This is a genomic window from Streptomyces sp. NPDC056738, from assembly GCF_042790435.1.
Lineage (GTDB): Bacteria > Actinomycetota > Actinomycetes > Streptomycetales > Streptomycetaceae > Streptomyces.
This window is the reverse complement of sequence record NZ_JBHTZF010000016.1, coordinates 24962-40503: the sequence shown is the minus strand read 5'-3', so window position 1 is coordinate 40503 and position 15542 is coordinate 24962. Positions and strand designations below refer to the sequence as shown.

The following is a 15542-nucleotide window of genomic DNA, read 5'->3' as shown; positions in this document are numbered from 1 at the left end:
TGTGGATCGGCATATTGATTTAATCAACATTGACAGTTACTGAGTCAAGCATGGACAGTTGAATCAAGTCCAGGGAGGAAACATGCCGATCAACCAAGCCGCGTCCACCTCTGCCGGCGCAGTCGCGGACGTACTCGCCGATGTCCCGCGCGGTCTCGCCGGAGTCGTCGTCACCGACACCGAACTGGGTGACGTCAGAGGGCTGGAAGGCTTCTACCACTACCGCCAGTACTCGGCCGTCGACCTCGCCCGGGCCTGCGGCTTCGAGGAGGTCTGGCATCTGCTGGCCCACGGCGAACTGCCTGACGAGGCCCGCCGTGCCGCCTTCGCCGAGCGGACCGCGCGGCTGCGGCGACTGCCGGACGACGTACGGGCCGCGCTGCCGGCGATCGCGACGGCGACCGGCCCTTCGGGACCCCTCGCCGGGCTGCGGACCGCGTTGTCGCTGCTGGGGGCGTCGCTGGGGTTCCGTCCCGTGTACGACATCGACGCCGGACGCCGCCGCGACGACGGCCTCGCGGCGACGGCGGCCGTGCCGACCCTGCTCACCGCGCTGTACCGGCTCGGGCAGGGACTGGACCCTGTGGAGCCGCGCGAGGACCTGGGGTACGCCGCCAACTACCTGTACATGTTGACGGGTTCGGAGCCGGACCCTGTCCGCGCCCGTGCGGTCGAGCAATACCTCATCTCAACCATTGACCACGGATTCAATGCATCAACGTTCACTGCACGGGTGATCGCTTCCACGGGTGCGGACGTGGCCGCCTGTCTCGTGGGCGCGGTCGGGGCTCTCTCCGGGCCGCTCCATGGAGGCGCTCCCAGTCGCGCTCTGGACACCCTTGACGCGATCGGCACCCCTGACCGCATCGACCCTTGGATCCGCGAACGCGTTCTTGCCGGCGAGCGCATCATGGGCTTCGGGCACCCCGTCTACCGCACCGAGGACCCGCGCTCACGGATGCTCCGCGAGTTGGCTCAGGGGTTCGGCGGCCCGCTCGTGGAGTTCGCGGTCGAGGTGGAACGGCAGGTGGAGGCGATCCTGGCCGAGCTCAAGCCGGGCCGGGAGCTGCACACCAACGTGGAGTTCTACGCCGGCGTGGTCATGGAACTCTGCGGGCTGCCCAGGGAGATGTTCACGCCCACCTTCGCCGCCGCGCGCGCGGTCGGCTGGAGCGCGAACATCATGGAACAGGCCCAGGACTCAAAGATCATCCGCCCGGCGGCTCGCTATGTCGGCCCGGTTCCGCCGGTGGCGGTGCCCGTTCTGCGCTGACTGGCCCGACAGGAACGGGCTCGGCACCAAGTGGGTGCCGAGCCCGGAATGAGAGTTGAGATGGAACAACTCCCTTTACGCCGACGGAATATCGTCCCTGGCCTGGACGAGTGTCGCGCGCGTGATGACCACGATCCGCTCGTCCGCAGCTCGTGCGGCGTCGGGCGGAAGCTCTCCCTCGAGCTCGGGAGTGGCGTCATACCCGATGACGGCGAAGTTGCCGTCGCTGAGTTCGAAGATGTCAGGACAGGACTGGCCAGAGGCGCTGCCTCGTGCACGGGGAGCGGTGCCGACTCGACGGACGACAGTCCTCATTGTCTCGGCCTTTCGTACGGTGACCCGGGGGTCACGGTGTGGGTCGTCCCTGGACCGCCCCACCCGAGGGGGCGGCCCGTGAAACGGTTCTACCGAGGGCAAACTGGAACGCAGGGCGAGGCGGCCGCGCCGATACCGCGTGAGGATGCGCCCTTCGGCCTATGCGTCAGGAATATCCACCTTGGCGTGAATAAGGGTTTCGCGGGAGACTACGACGATTCTTTCGTAGTCTGCCCGGGATGCGTCGGAGGGGAGCTGGGCGTCCAGCTTCTCGGTGACGTCTGTTCCGATCACAGCGAACGTTCCGTCGGACAGTTCGAAAATGTCTGGGCAATTGGCACCAGACGTGCTTCCCCGCAAGCTTGGAGGGGTGCCGATCCGACGGATGATGTGGCTCACTGTTCTGAATTCCCTTTGATCTCGAGGTGGGATTGCCTGCGCACGGTTGCTGCGCGGCGCGATTGAGCCCTGTGGGGCTGTGACCTCGGACCGGCGGCGTTGGCGGAGCGATGGTTCGGGTGGGGATCGACCCAGTACGTGATTGCGCAGCAGTCAACCCTGTTGGCACCTGAAGAAACGCGCCGGTTTACTGCTTCGTTATCGCCCGACCGTGTGATTCGCTCTGCGGAGTGGCGCAGGTGAGCCGGTTTGCGCCGGAGCGTGCCGGGTGAAAGGCGCTACTCGCTCGGCGGTTCGCCCACTACCCACCACTCGTCCGTGTCTGTTTCCTCCAGTTGTGAGAGGAGATCCTCGACCATCAGTCCGATTTGGGCCTCGTTCGATGTGCTGACGAGCGTTGCCCTGTGCGGGCGGGTCGCGTACCAGTACTCCCTGAAGATCGGGTTCTGGAGCCATCCACGGGCAAAGCTGAAGAACTCCTCCCGGGTCATGTTGCCCATGCGGTAGTAGCAGAGTGCGTTGGTGTAAAGGGCGTTGGCGAAGAGGAACTGGCGTTGCTTCCTCGGCGAGACGGTCCCCTCGTACGCGTCCAGTACCTCCGCCAGCTCGGGATCGTCCATGGCCTTGCTCAGCAGTTCCCAGTGGAGCCGCTGCTGATGGGCGAGATTGGCCTGACGCTGGGTCTGGGCGGCCTGCTCCAGCAGCTCGATCCGCGCGTGCAGCGCGTCAAGTGTGGATCGCTGCGCGGCGAGGGTGACGGCCGCCCCTGCCAATAGACCGACCGCCGCGGCGGCGGCGGAGCGCAACCCACGAACCTTGACTTTCATTGTGGCCATGTCAACCCCCGAATCAGGCGACCGTCCGCCGGTCGTCGGTTGTGGGGCGACAGGGAGCGGACCGGCGAGCGGTGGGCGGCGCGCTTGCCGCCTCCCAGTGTTGCCGAGCGGCTCTGATCGGCGGGGAGGCGGAGAGGAGGCGCACGGAGGGATGTGCGGGTCGCATCCACCGGCGCCATGTCCAACGTGTGCCCCGCGAGCGCCGCTAACAATCGTTCACTTCGGGGCGTTTCCTCCCGCTCGTATGCTTGGTCTGCATTCATTCCCCGCGTGAGCGCCGGTCCCGTGAGCCGGTGCGCGCACAGGTTCAGAGAGGGCGCGTGGTGAGTTCGTCGAGTACGCGGCAGATCCCGGTCATCGTTCTCGCCGGCTTCCTCGGCTCAGGCAAGACCACACTGCTCAACCACCTCCTGCACCGCAGTGGTGGCAGCCGGATCGGAGCCGTGGTCAACGACTTCGGCGCGATCGAGATCGACGCGATGGCCGTGGCCGGGGCGCTCGGCGACTCCACCGTCTCCCTCGGCAACGGATGTCTGTGCTGTGCGGTCGACGTCAGCGAACTTGATCAATATCTTGACCGGCTTGCTCAACCCTCCGCCCGGATCGACGTCATCGTCATCGAGGCGAGCGGGCTCGCCGAGCCCCAGGAACTCGTACGCATGGTGCTCGCCAGTGAACTTCCGGGGATCGTGTACGGAGGGCTCGTCGAGGTCGTCGACGCCGCCGAGTTCGCGGGCACGCGCGAGAAGCATCCCGAGATCGACCGGCATCTCGCCCTCGCCGATCTCGTCGTCGTCAACAAGATCGACCGGGCCGAGGACGCCGGACGCGTGCTGGGTGTCGTCCGGGAGCTCGCGAGCGGGGCCGCGGTCGTCCCCGCCACCTACGGCCGGGTCGACCCGGAGTTCCTCTTCGACTGCCGGCCCAGCGAGGAACGCATCGGACAACTGTCCTTCGACGATCTCCATCGGCACGACGACGGCGGCGATGACGTTCCGCAGGAAGGCGGCCACCTCGGCCACCTTCACTCCGCCTACGACTCCCTCTCCTTCAGCTCCGAAGTCCCGCTCGGCCCACGGCAGTTGATGGCCTTCCTCGACAGTCGGCCCGAAGGGCTCTACCGGATCAAGGGGTACGTCGACTTCGGCGTGCAGGACCTCCGCAACCGGTACGCGGTGCATGCCGTCGGGCGGTTCCTGCGCTTCTATCCGGAGCCCTGGACCGCAGCGGACGAGCGGCTCACCCAGCTCGTCCTCATCGGCTCCGGGATCGACACGGTGGCGCTGGCCAAGGAACTGGAGGCATGCAAAGAGGACGCCCCGCACGCCGATGAACACAGCATGTGGGGCGTCCTCCGCTACGTACAGGAGCCGGAGCCCAGCCCGGAGGCCTGACCGCAAGCCCCTCCGGGCCGACGGGCTCCTCCGGCCGGCCGGCTACACCGGCCCGGCCACCACCGACACCGGCCTGCCCAGCGACACGCCCGAGCCGTCACGGCGCGGGTCGATATCCGGCAGGTCGACCGGCATGCCGGTCTTCTGCGCGGCGCGCCCCGGCACCGGACCGGCCCAGGCCAGCGACAGGCAGTCCTCGCCCTTCAGGAACCGCTGGCAGCGCACACCGCCCGTGGCGCGGCCCTTGCGCGGATACTGGTCGAACGGGGTCAGCTTGGCCGTGGTCTGGACGGAGTCGTCCAGCGTCCCGCGCGAACCCGCCACCGTGAAGACCACCGCGTCCACCGCAGGGTCGACCGCGGTGAACGAGATCACCTTCGCGCCGTCCGTCAGCTTGATGCCCGCCATGCCACCCGCGGCACGGCCCTGCGGGCGCACCTGCGAGGCCTGGTAGCGCAGGAGCTGGGCGTCGTCCGTGATGAAGACCAGGTCCTCCTCGCCGGTGCGCAGCTCGACGGCACCGACGATCCGGTCGCCGTCCTTGAGGGTGATGACCTCCAACTCCTCCTTGTTCGAGGGGTAGTCGGGCACCACACGCTTGACGACACCCTGCTCCGTGCCGATCGCGAGGCCGGGGGACGTCTCGTCGAGGGTCGCCAGACAGACCACGGTCTCGTCCGGCTCGAGGGAGGACAGGAACTCCGAGATCGGAGCGCCCCCGGAGAGGTTGGGCGCGGACGCCGTCTCGGGGAGCTGCGGGAGGTCGATCACGTTCAGGCGCAGGAGGCGGCCCAGGGACGTGACCGCGCCGACCTCGCCCCGTGCCGTCGCCGGCACGGCGGAGATGATCACGTCGTGCTTGGTGCGCTTGGCGTCCGGGTCCTGCCCGAAGGGCTCATCGGTCGCCGTACGCGCCAGCAGCCCGGTGGAGGACAGCAGGACGCGGCACGGGTCGTCGGCGACCTGGAGCGAGACGGTCGCGGCCGGGGAGCCCGCGGACTCCAGGAGCACCGTGCGCCGGTCGGTGCCGAACTTCTTGGCGACCGCGGCCAGTTCGCCGGACACCAGCTTGCGCAGCTCCGCGTCCGAATCCAGGATGCCGGTCAGCTCGTCGATCTCGCCGTTGAGACGGTCGCGCTCCGACTCCAGCTCGATGCGGTCGAACCGGGTGAGGCGGCGCAGCGGCGTGTCGAGGATGTACTGCGTCTGGATCTCGGAGAGGGAGAAGCGCTCGATCAGCCGCTCCTTGGCCTGCGCCGAGTTGTCGCTGGAGCGGATGAGGCGGATGACCTCGTCGATGTCCAGGAGGGCGACGAGGAGACCCTCGACCAGGTGCAGTCGGTCGCGCTTCTTGCCGCGGCGGAACTCGCTGCGGCGGCGCACGACGTCGAAGCGGTGGTCGAGATAGACCTCCAGCAGCTCCTTGAGGCCCAGGGTGAGCGGCTGGCCGTCCACCAGTGCCACGTTGTTGATGCCGAAGGACTCCTCCATCGGCGTCAGCTTGTAGAGCTGTTCGAGGACCGCCTCCGGTACGAAGCCGTTCTTGATCTCGATGACCAGGCGCAGGCCGTGCGCACGGTCGGTGAGGTCCTTGACGTCGGCGATGCCCTGGAGCTTCTTCGAGCCGACCAGGTCCTTGATCTTGGAGATCACCTTCTCCGGACCCACGGTGAAGGGCAGTTCGGTGACGACGAGGCCCTTGCGGCGCGCCGTCACGTCCTCCACCGCCACCGTGGCGCGGATCTTGAAGGTGCCGCGGCCCGACTCGTAGGCGTCCCTGATGCCGGAGAGACCGACGATCCGGCCGCCGGTGGGCAGGTCGGGGCCCGGGACGTGCTTCATCAGCGTCTCGAGGTCGGCCCCCGGGTAGCGGATGAGGTGCCGGGCGGCGGCGATGACCTCGCCGAGGTTGTGCGGCGGCATGTTCGTGGCCATGCCGACGGCGATGCCCGACGAGCCGTTGACCAGCAGGTTCGGGAAGGCGGCCGGGAGCGCCACCGGCTCCCGCTCCTGACCGTCGTAGTTGGGCGTGAAGTCGACGGTGTCCTCGTCGATCGACTCGGTCATGAGCGACGTCGCGTCGGCCATCCGGGCCTCGGTGTAACGCATCGCCGCCGGCGGGTCGTCGTTGCCGAGGGAGCCGAAGTTGCCGTGGCCGTCGACCAGGGGCAGCCGCATGGAGAAGGGCTGCGCCAGACGCACCAGGGCGTCGTAGATCGACGCGTCGCCGTGCGGGTGCAGCTTACCCATGACCTCGCCGACGACACGGGCACACTTCACATAGCCGCGTTCGGGGCGCAGGCCCATCTCGTTCATCTGGTAGACGATGCGACGGTGAACCGGCTTCAGGCCGTCGCGGGCGTCCGGCAGGGCTCGCGAGTAGATGACCGAGTACGCGTATTCGAGGAAGGAGCCCTGCATCTCGTCCACGACGTCGATGTCGAGGATCTTCTCCTCGTACGAGTCGTCGGGCGGCGGGGTCTTCGTGCTGCGGCGGGCCATCGCTGCTGCGGCTCCTTCACAGTCTCTGCCGGGGCATGAACGGGTTCTGACGCGCACCATTGTGGACCGCCCCACTGACAACCCCGACCGCGACCCGTCCGTAGCGCCCCTCGGGCGGGCCCCGCGGGCGTCACCGGGACCACTTCCGAGCGGCGGTCTCGGCCCGGCGCGCGGACGGACCGCGAGCCCCTTCGGCCGGTGCGCAGCGGGGCCGGAGGGCGTTCGCGGCGGATCCCGGAGGCCTTCCCAGGGCGCGCCGGGGACACGCACGAGTCTCGCTCTCGGCGTACGAGGTGCGGGAACTTCGCCAGCCGTCCGCGCGCTTGCATACAGTGGCAGGACCGACAGGAATGACGCAGTTCCGCGATCGAAGGGACGTACATGCCCATGGGTCACACGGCCACAGCTGAGGCAGGCTCCGGCGGCCTGACAGCGACCGAGCACCGCCTGGCCAACGGCCTGCGCGTGGTGCTCTCCGAGGACCATCTGACCCCGGTCGCCGCGGTGTGCCTCTGGTACGACGTCGGCTCGCGCCACGAGGTCAAGGGCCGGACCGGACTCGCCCACCTCTTCGAGCACCTGATGTTCCAGGGCTCCAAGCAGGTTCATGGCAACGGTCACTTCGAACTCGTCCAGGGCGCCGGCGGCTCGCTCAACGGCACGACGAGCTTCGAGCGCACCAACTACTTCGAGACCATGCCTGCCCACCAGCTCGAGCTCGCGCTCTGGCTGGAGGCCGACCGCATGGGGTCACTGCTCGAGGCGCTGGACGACGAGTCCATGGAGAACCAGCGCGACGTCGTGAAGAACGAGCGCCGCCAGCGCTACGACAACGTCCCGTACGGCACCGCCTTCGAGAAGCTCACCGCGCTCTCGTACCCCGAGGGCCACCCGTACCACCACACCCCGATCGGGTCGATGGCGGACCTGGACGCGGCCACCCTGGAGGACGCCCGCGCGTTCTTCCGCACCAACTACGCGCCCAACAACGCGGTCCTGTCGGTCGTCGGCGACATCGACCCGGAGCAGACGCTCGCCTGGGTCGAGAAGTACTTCGGCTCCATCCCCGGGCACGACGGCAAGCCCGCCCCGCGGGACGGCTCGCTGCCCGACGTCATCGGCGAGCAGATCCGTGAGGTCGTCGAGGAGGACGTCCCGGCGCGCGCCCTGATGGCCGCCTACCGCCTCCCGGAGGACGGCACGCGCGCGTGCGACGCGGCCGACCTGGCGCTCACCGTCCTCGGCGGCGGCGAGTCCTCCCGGCTCTACAACCGGCTCGTACGCCGTGACCGCACCGCCGTCGCTGCGGGGTTCGGCCTGCTGCGGCTCGCCGGAGCGCCCTCCCTGGGATGGCTGGACGTGAAGACGTCCGGCGACGTCGAGGTCCCGGTCATCGAGGCAGCCGTCGACGAGGAGCTCGCCCGGTTCGCCGAGGAGGGCCCCACGGCAGAGGAAATGGAGCGCGCCCAGGCCCAGTTGGAGCGCGAGTGGCTCGACCGGCTCGGTACCGTCGCAGGCCGCGCCGACGAACTGTGCCGGTACGCCGTCCTGTTCGGCGACCCGCAGCTCGCCCTGACCGCCGTGCAGCGCGTCCTGGACGTCACGGCGGAAGAGGTCCAGGAGGCCGCCAAGGCCCGCCTGCGCCCCGACAACCGCGCGGTGCTCGTCTACGAACCCACCACAGCCGAAGCCGCCGAGGCGGCCGACTCCGCCGACGAGACCGACGAGGAGGCGGCGAAGTGACCGAGCTCGCCACCATGGACTTCCACCCGCGGCCCCAGGCCGGACAGCCGAAGCCGTGGGCGTTCCCCGCCCCCGAGCGCGGCGCCCTGGACAACGGTCTGACCGTGCTGCGCTGCCACCGCCCCGGCCAGCAGGTCGTCGCCGTCGAGGTGATCCTCGCCGCGCCGCTGGACGCCGAGCCGGCGGGCCTGGACGGCATCGCCACGATCATGGCGCGCGCCTTCTCCGAGGGCACCGACAAGCACTCGGCCGAGGACTTCGCCGCCGAGCTGGAGCGCTGCGGCGCCACGCTCGACGCGCACGCCGACCACCCCGGCGTACGCCTGTCCCTCGAAGTGCCCGTCTCGCGTCTGGCCAAGGCCCTCGGCCTGCTCGCCGACGCCCTGCGGGCCCCCGCGTTCGCGGACAGCGAGGTCGAGCGGCTGGTGACCAACCGGCTGGACGAGATCCCGCACGAGACGGCCAACCCGGCCCGTCGCGCGGCCAAGGAACTCTCCAAGGAACTGTTCCCGGCGACCGCGCGGATGTCGCGCCCCCGCCAGGGCACCGAGGAGACCGTCCGCAACATCGACGCGTCGGGTGTGCGCGCCTTCTACGAGAGGCACGTCCGCCCCGCCACGGCCACCGCGGTCGTCGTCGGCGACCTGACCGGTCTCGACCTCGACGAACTGCTCGCCGACACCCTCGGCTCCTGGACCGGCTCGTCCGCCGAACCGCGTCCCGTGCCGCCGGTGAGCGCCGACGACACCGGCCGCGTGATCATCGTCGACCGCCCCGGAGCCGTCCAGACGCAGCTCCTCATCGGCCGGGTCGGCGCCGACCGGCACGACCGCGTGTGGCCCGCCCAGGTCCTCGGCACCTACTGCCTCGGCGGCACCCTCACCTCGCGCCTGGACCGCGTCCTGCGCGAGGAGAAGGGCTACACCTACGGTGTGCGGGCGTTCGGGCAGGTCCTTCGCTCCGCGCCGGACGGCACGGGCGCCGCGATGCTCGCCATCAGCGGTTCCGTCGACACCCCCAACACCGGCCCGGCGCTCGACGACCTGTGGAAGGTGCTGCGCACCCTCGCGGCCGAGGGCCTGACGGACACCGAGCGCGACGTCGCCGTGCAGAACCTGGTGGGTGTCGCGCCCCTCAAGTTCGAGACCGCCGCGGCCGTCGCGAGCACGCTCGCGGACCAGGTCGAGCAGCACCTGCCGGACGACTACCAGGCGACGCTCTACCGGCAACTGGCCGCCACCGGCACCGTGGAGGCCACCGCGGCGGCCGTGAGCGCCTTCCCGACGGACCGTCTGGTGACCGTCCTGGTCGGCGACGCGGCACAGATCGCGGACCCGGTCAGGGCCCTCGGAATCGGTGAAGTCACCGTGGTGGCAGCCGAGTAGGACCCGTGGGACGGAAGAGGGCCCTGACGGCTGAAGAGCCGTCAGGGCCCTTCTCTTTCCGGACTCCGGTCCCAAGATGTCCGTATTCGTACGGCGGTTGCCCTTCTGCCCTGTGGGATGCGTTACAAAAATCGTGATCCGTTTGTTGTTCGAAAGACACCCCGTTTAGCGTCGGGGCGGCTGTTCGTCACGCAGTGCGCCGCGCCCGCGGCACCGGACAGCCATCGCCGAGTCCCCGAGACGCGAGTCAGGGGAGCCGGGGACCCACGCAGTCCCTGGGGTGAATCGGACGCCCTCTTCGGAGGGGGCCCGTAGGAGACCTTCCTGCTCCGAACCCGTCAGCTAACCCGGTAGGCGAGAGGGAAGGAAAGGATCAGCCCCTACATGGCGTTCACCTGTGGCACCGGCAAGCATCGTCGTACGAGCAGCCGGGTGCACAGCACCACCACGACCGCTGTCGGGGTCGCGGCGCTCACCACCACCGGCGTGATCGGAACCCTGGCCGCCCCCGCGTTCGCCGCGGAAGCCTCCGTCGAGCAGACCGGGCTCACCCAGGCCGTCACCCTGAACGACACGGTCGCCGACCAGATCGACGCCCAGGCCTTCGCACAGCAGCGCGCCGCCGACGAGGCCGCCGCGCGCAAGCAGGCCGAGCAGACCGCGCGCAAGCAGGCCGCGGAGCAGGCATCCAAGCTCCGCGAGGCCAAGGAGCGCGCCGCCCGCGAGGCCGAGCGCAAGCGCCTGAACACGTTCGTCATGCCGATCACGGGTTCGTACGTCTCCACCGGCTACCAGGCCAGCAGCGCCCTCTGGTCCTCCGGCAGCCACACCGGCGTCGACTTCCACGCCGCCTCCGGCACCTCGGTCCACGCCGTCGGCTCCGGCACGGTGGTCACGGCCGGCTGGGGCGGCGCCTACGGCAATCAAGTCGTGATCAAGATGCACGACGGCACGTACACCATGTACGGCCACCTGTCGTCCATCGGGGTGTCCGTGGGGCAGGCCGTCACCCCGGGGCAGCAGATCGGCCTCTCCGGGGACACCGGCAACACCACGGGACCGCACCTCCACTTCGAGGCCCGTACGACCGCCGAGTACGGCTCGGACATCGACCCGGTCGCCTACCTGCGCTCGCACGGCGTCAACGTCTGACGAACGCTTTGCGGCTTCCCCGCCGTTTTCGATGCCCCGGCTCACCGAGCCGGGGCATCGTCGTTTCCGGACGTCGTCTGTCCAAAAAATATCCATGGATTCAGGCCCGCCATCGGAAATTCAGGCTTCCTGCAATAGAGTCACTGAACAAGCGTCAATCGACGGCGTTTCACGGGGATTAAAGCGGAGGTCGGTCATGCGTATTCCGGCACACTCGGTGTGCACGGCGATCCGTGACGACATCGTCGCGGGTGTCTACGAGCGCGGCGGCCGGCTCACCGAGGAACTGCTCGCGCGCCGTTACGGCGTCTCGCGCGTCCCCGTGCGCGAGGCCCTGCGCACGCTGGAGGCCGAGGGCTTCGTGGTCACCCGCCGGCACGCGGGCGCCTGTGTCGCGGAGCCCACGGAGCTGGAGGCGGCGGACCTCCTGGAGATGCGCATGCTGCTGGAGCCGCTGGGGGCCGCGCGGGCCGCACAGCGGCGCACGGAGGCCCATCTCAAGGTGCTGCGGGGTCTGGTCAGGCTCGGGCAGGAGCGCTCCAGGCGAGGCCACAGCGAGGATCTGCGCTCGCTGGGCGGCTGGTTCCACGAGACGCTGGCGCAGGCGTCCGGCAGCCCCGCGCTGACCTCGACGCTCGCCCAGCTCCGCCACAAGATCGCCTGGATGTACTCGGTGGAGGCGCCGGCCGACCCCGCGGAGTCCTGGGCGGAGCACGGCGGCATCGTGGACGCGGTGGCCCGCGGGGACAGTGAGCGGGCCCGCGCGATCACGGCCCTGCACACCGAGCGCGCCAGCGCCGCGCACCGGCTCCGATTCCCCGGAGGCGAGCGGGCGGACCGTGTGAGAACTTCGCAACATCCCGTAAACATGACGGGCCCGCGTCTTTAACACAGGCGCCGTATACAAAGAGGGATATTCGGTGGGGGCTCATTTCTGATGCCCTTTTATTCGCGTGCCCTGAATTCCGGTGCGCGTCATTCCCGTGGTCGCGGCGCGAGGCGGGCGTGACACCTGGGGAATGTGCGGGGGAGCCCACGGAAAACGGCCGAGCCGCGCCACCCGAAGAAAGGGTGGCGCGGCTCGGCCGTGCGTGTCCGACTGCCCGGGGGCGGTCTCAGACGGTCTCGGGGAGCTCGTCGAGCCCCTCGGCGACCAGCTTCGCCAGACGGTCGAGGGCGACCTCCGCACCGTCGGCGTCCGACGTGAGGACGATCTCCTCGCCGCCCTGGGCGCCCAGGCCGAGGACCGCGAGCATGGAGGCCGCGTTGACGGGGTCGCCGTCGGCCTTGGCGATCGTCACGGGAATGCCGGAAGCCGTGGCGGCCCGGACGAAGATGGAGGCGGGCCGGGCGTGGAGGCCCTCGGTCCAGCCGACGTTGACGCGGCGCTCAGCCATGAGATGCTGCCCTTCGGGTGTTCAGGGTTGTCTAGACCATTGTTCCATATCGCGAGGTGTGCCCGGACGGACCCGGGAGCCACCCGCCGCGGTGCCGGACGAAGACCCGCTCCGAGGCCCGTCACCCTCAGACTGCCCCGCGCCGTTGTCGTACGCGAGCCGTACTCTGGGGCCCATGCAGACCTCGTCGGACCGGCACGAGTACCCAGCCCACTGGGAGGCCGACGTGGTGCTGCGCGACGGCGGCACCGCACGCATCAGGCCCATCACCGTCGACGACGCCGAGCGCCTGGTCAGCTTCTACGAGCAGGTCTCGGACGAGTCGAAGTACTACCGCTTCTTCGCGCCCTATCCCCGCCTGTCCGCCAAGGACGTCCGCCGCTTCACCCACCACGACTTCGTGGACCGCGTCGGCCTCGCGGCCACGGTGGGCGGCGAGTTCATCGCCACCGTGCGCTACGACCGGATCAACGCGGACGGCATGCCCGCCTCCGCCCCCGCCGACGAGGCCGAGGTCGCCTTCCTCGTACAGGACGCCCACCAGGGCCGGGGGGTCGCCTCCGCGCTGCTCGAACACATCGGAGCGGTGGCCCGCGAGCGTGACATCCGTCGCTTCGCCGCCGAGGTGCTGCCCGCCAACAACAAGATGATCAAGGTCTTCACGGACGCCGGGTACACCCAGAAGCGCAGCTTCGAGGACGGTGTCGTACGCCTGGAGTTCGACCTCGAACCCACCGACCGGTCCCTGGCCGTGCAGCGCGCGCGGGAACAGCGCGCCGAGGCCCGCTCCGTCCAGCGGCTGCTCGCCCCCGGCTCGGTCGCCGTCATCGGCGCCGGGCGCACCCCCGGAGGGGTCGGCCGCAGCGTCCTCGACAACCTCCGCCAGGCCGGTTTCACCGGACGCCTGTACGCGGTGAACGCGGCACTTGAGGAGAAGGAGATCGACGGGGTCCCGGCCCACCGCTCCATCAGGGACATCGCCGACCCCGTCGACCTCGCCGTCGTCGCCGTGCCCGCCGAACACGTCCCCCAGGTCGTCACCGAATGCGGTGAACACGGCGTGCAGGGACTCGTGGTGGTCTCCGCCGGCTACGCCGAGAGCGGCCCTGAGGGACGCGAGCGCCAGCGGGAACTCGTACGGCACGCGCGCACGTACGGGATGCGCATCATCGGACCCAACGCCTTCGGCGTCATCAACACGGCGCCCGACGTGCGGCTGAACGCCTCGCTCGCCCCCCAGATGCCCCGCCCCGGACGCATCGGCCTGTTCGCGCAGTCCGGCGCCATCGGCATCGCCCTGCTGTCCCGGCTGCACCGGCGCGGCGGCGGCGTCACCGGCGTGACCGGAGTCTCGACCTTCGTCTCCTCGGGGAACCGCGCGGACGTCTCCGGCAACGACGTCCTGCAGTACTGGTACGAGGACCCGGACACCGACGTCGCCCTGATGTACCTCGAATCCATCGGCAACCCGCGCAAGTTCACCCGCCTCGCGCGGCGGACCGCGGCCGCGAAACCGCTGGTCGTCGTCCAGGGAGCACGACACGGCGGGGCCGCACCCCAGGGCCACGCCATCCGGGCCACACGGCTGCCGCACGCCACCGTGTCCGCGCTGCTGCGCCAGGCCGGGGTGATCCGGGTGGACACGATCACCGAACTCGTCGACGCGGGACTCCTGCTGGCCCGTCAGCCGCTTCCCCGGGGACCCCGCGTGGCGATCCTCGGGAACTCCGAGTCCCTGGGGCTGCTGACGTACGACGCCTGTCTCGCCGAAGGACTCAGGCCGCTGCCGCCCCGGGACCTCACCACGGCGGCCTCCGCCGAGGACTTCCACAAGGCCCTGTCGCAGGCGCTCGCCGACGACGGCTGCGACGCCGTCGTCGTGACGGCCATACCGGCCGTGGGGGAGACCTCGGCCGCCGACGCCGCGCTCGCCGAGGCACTCCGGTCCTCCGCCATGGAGGCTCCGGCGAAGCCCGTGCTCGTGGTGCACGTCGAGCTCGGCGGACTCGCCGAAGCCCTGTCCGCCGCCGCGAGCACCGCCCCGCAGGCCCCCGAGGGCGCCCCCGGAGCGTCCCCCGGCGCCCGATTCCACCCCTCGGACCGGTCGCCCGCCGCGCCGCCTGCCGAGTCCGCGCCGGACTCCCGGCTCATCCCCGCCTACCCCGCCGCCGAACGGGCCGTCCGCGCCCTGGCCGAAGCCGTCAAGTACGCCCAGTGGCGCACGGACGCCCGTGAGCCCGGCAAGGTGCCCGAGTACGAGGACATCGACGAGAAGGGGGCCGCCCGGCTGATCGACGACCTCCTCGCGCGTGGGGAAGGTCTCACCCTGGGGGGCGAACAGACGGCCGAGCTCCTAGGGCGCTACGGCATCGACGTGCACCGGGCCCTGCCCGCCCCCACCCCGGACGACGCGGTGGCGGCCGCGCGCGCCATCGGATACCCCGTCGCCCTCAAGACCACCGCCCCGCACCTGCGGCACCGCGCGGACCTCGGCGGCGTCCGCCTGGACGTGACGGACGAGGAGCAGTTGCGCCGGGCGTACGCGGAGCTGACCGAGGCGTTCGGGCCGCCGACGGTGCTGCGCCCTGTCGTACAGGGGATGGCGCCGCGCGGTGTCGACACGGTCGTCCGCGCGGTGATCGACCCGGCGGCCGGGGCGGTGCTCTCCTTCGGGCTCGCGGGAGCCGCCTCCGAACTGCTCGGGGACACCGCGCACCGGCTGGTCCCGGTCACCGACCGGGAAGCGGCCTCGCTGGTCCGGTCGATCCGGACCGCACCGCTCCTGTTCGGCTGGCGGGGCTCCGCGCCGGTCGACACGGCGGCTCTCGAAGAGCTCATGCTGCGGGTCTCCCGGCTCGTCGACGACCACCCGGAGGTCGTCGCGGTCTCGCTGGAGCCGGTGGTGGTGGCCCCGGCCGGCCTGAGCGTCCTGGGCGCCACGGTCCGGCTGGCCCGCGCCCCCTTCCGGGACGACCACGGCCCCCGGACTCTGCCGGTCGTCTGAGTCGTAGGGGCCGCACGGCCGTCCGGGGAGCCGAGCTGTCCGGGTCGTACGGGCCGCACGGCTTGTCCTTGAAGCTCGAGCCGTTCGGGAAGGCCCGGTCGGGCCGAGTCGCCCGAGCCGTCCTCGTCGACCGGACGGTTCC

12 protein-coding genes and 1 riboswitch are annotated in these 15542 nt (G+C 70.3%); of the genes, 7 read left to right on the top strand and 5 right to left on the bottom strand.

Translation table 11 applies throughout. The annotated features are described in order from the left end of the window. The first annotated feature begins 82 nt into the window (after nt 1–82). Complete coding sequence (locus ACFRIC_RS34250; protein ID WP_382794144.1) at nt 83–1273, top strand: citrate synthase; 1191 nt, start codon at nt 83–85, stop codon at nt 1271–1273. 75 nt (nt 1274–1348) lie between these two features. Here ACFRIC_RS34250 and ACFRIC_RS34245 read toward each other — a convergent pair whose 3' ends face one another. The 3 genes from ACFRIC_RS34245 to ACFRIC_RS34235 form a co-directional block, all read right to left on the bottom strand. Further along, complete coding sequence (locus tag ACFRIC_RS34245; protein WP_382794141.1) at nt 1349–1588, bottom strand: hypothetical protein; 240 nt, start codon at nt 1586–1588, stop codon at nt 1349–1351. Between the two features lie 159 nt (nt 1589–1747). Then, nucleotides 1748–1975 (bottom strand): hypothetical protein, encoded by a 228-nt coding sequence (locus tag ACFRIC_RS34240; RefSeq protein WP_382794370.1) that lies wholly within the window; start codon nt 1973–1975, stop codon nt 1748–1750. Between the two features lie 290 nt (nt 1976–2265). Then, entirely contained in the window at nt 2266–2823 is a 558-nt protein-coding gene (locus tag ACFRIC_RS34235; protein WP_382794139.1) for a DUF6082 family protein, read from the bottom strand. A 320-nt stretch (nt 2824–3143) separates the two neighbouring features. Between ACFRIC_RS34235 and ACFRIC_RS34230 the strand changes: the two genes are divergently transcribed. Next, the gene (locus ACFRIC_RS34230; protein WP_382794136.1) at nt 3144–4217 is read left to right on the top strand and encodes a CobW family GTP-binding protein; all 1074 of its coding nucleotides are present in this window, start codon (nt 3144–3146) and stop codon (nt 4215–4217) included. 42 nt (nt 4218–4259) lie between these two features. On the opposite strand, the gene ACFRIC_RS34225 is transcribed toward ACFRIC_RS34230, so the two are convergent. Next, the gene (locus tag ACFRIC_RS34225; RefSeq protein ID WP_382794133.1) at nt 4260–6719 is read right to left on the bottom strand and encodes a DNA topoisomerase (ATP-hydrolyzing) subunit A; all 2460 of its coding nucleotides are present in this window, start codon (nt 6717–6719) and stop codon (nt 4260–4262) included. Nucleotides 6720–7100: 381 nt separating this feature from the next. On the opposite strand from ACFRIC_RS34225, the gene ACFRIC_RS34220 reads away from it, so the two are divergent. The 4 genes from ACFRIC_RS34220 to ACFRIC_RS34205 all read left to right on the top strand — a co-directional run bounded on the left by ACFRIC_RS34220 (nt 7101) and on the right by ACFRIC_RS34205 (nt 11888). After that, the gene (locus ACFRIC_RS34220) at nt 7101–8462 is read left to right on the top strand and encodes a M16 family metallopeptidase (RefSeq protein ID WP_382794130.1); all 1362 of its coding nucleotides are present in this window, start codon (nt 7101–7103) and stop codon (nt 8460–8462) included. Continuing rightward, a complete protein-coding gene (locus ACFRIC_RS34215) occupies nt 8459–9847 on the top strand; it encodes a M16 family metallopeptidase (protein WP_382794128.1) in 1389 nt (462 codons plus the stop codon). Before ACFRIC_RS34220 ends, ACFRIC_RS34215 begins: the two co-directional genes overlap by 4 nt. Nucleotides 9848–10062: 215 nt before the next feature. After that, nucleotides 10063–10219, top strand: a riboswitch (cyclic di-AMP (ydaO/yuaA leader). 12 nt (nt 10220–10231) lie between these two features. Beyond that, a complete protein-coding gene (locus ACFRIC_RS34210; RefSeq protein WP_382794124.1) occupies nt 10232–10999 on the top strand; it encodes a M23 family metallopeptidase in 768 nt (255 codons plus the stop codon). Nucleotides 11000–11195: 196 nt separating this feature from the next. Beyond that, nucleotides 11196–11888: a GntR family transcriptional regulator gene (locus ACFRIC_RS34205; RefSeq protein WP_382794122.1), complete on the top strand. Its 693-nt coding sequence runs from the start codon at nt 11196–11198 to the stop codon at nt 11886–11888. 226 nt (nt 11889–12114) lie between these two features. On the opposite strand, the gene ACFRIC_RS34200 is transcribed toward ACFRIC_RS34205, so the two are convergent. Then, on the bottom strand, nt 12115–12396 hold the full coding sequence (locus ACFRIC_RS34200; RefSeq protein WP_382794119.1) for an HPr family phosphocarrier protein: 282 nt from the start codon (nt 12394–12396) through the stop codon (nt 12115–12117). A 175-nt stretch (nt 12397–12571) separates the two neighbouring features. Here ACFRIC_RS34200 and ACFRIC_RS34195 point away from each other — a divergent pair, with 175 nt between their 5' ends. Beyond that, on the top strand, nt 12572–15400 hold the full coding sequence (locus ACFRIC_RS34195) for a GNAT family N-acetyltransferase (protein ID WP_382794116.1): 2829 nt from the start codon (nt 12572–12574) through the stop codon (nt 15398–15400). Nucleotides 15401–15542 lie beyond the last annotated feature (142 nt).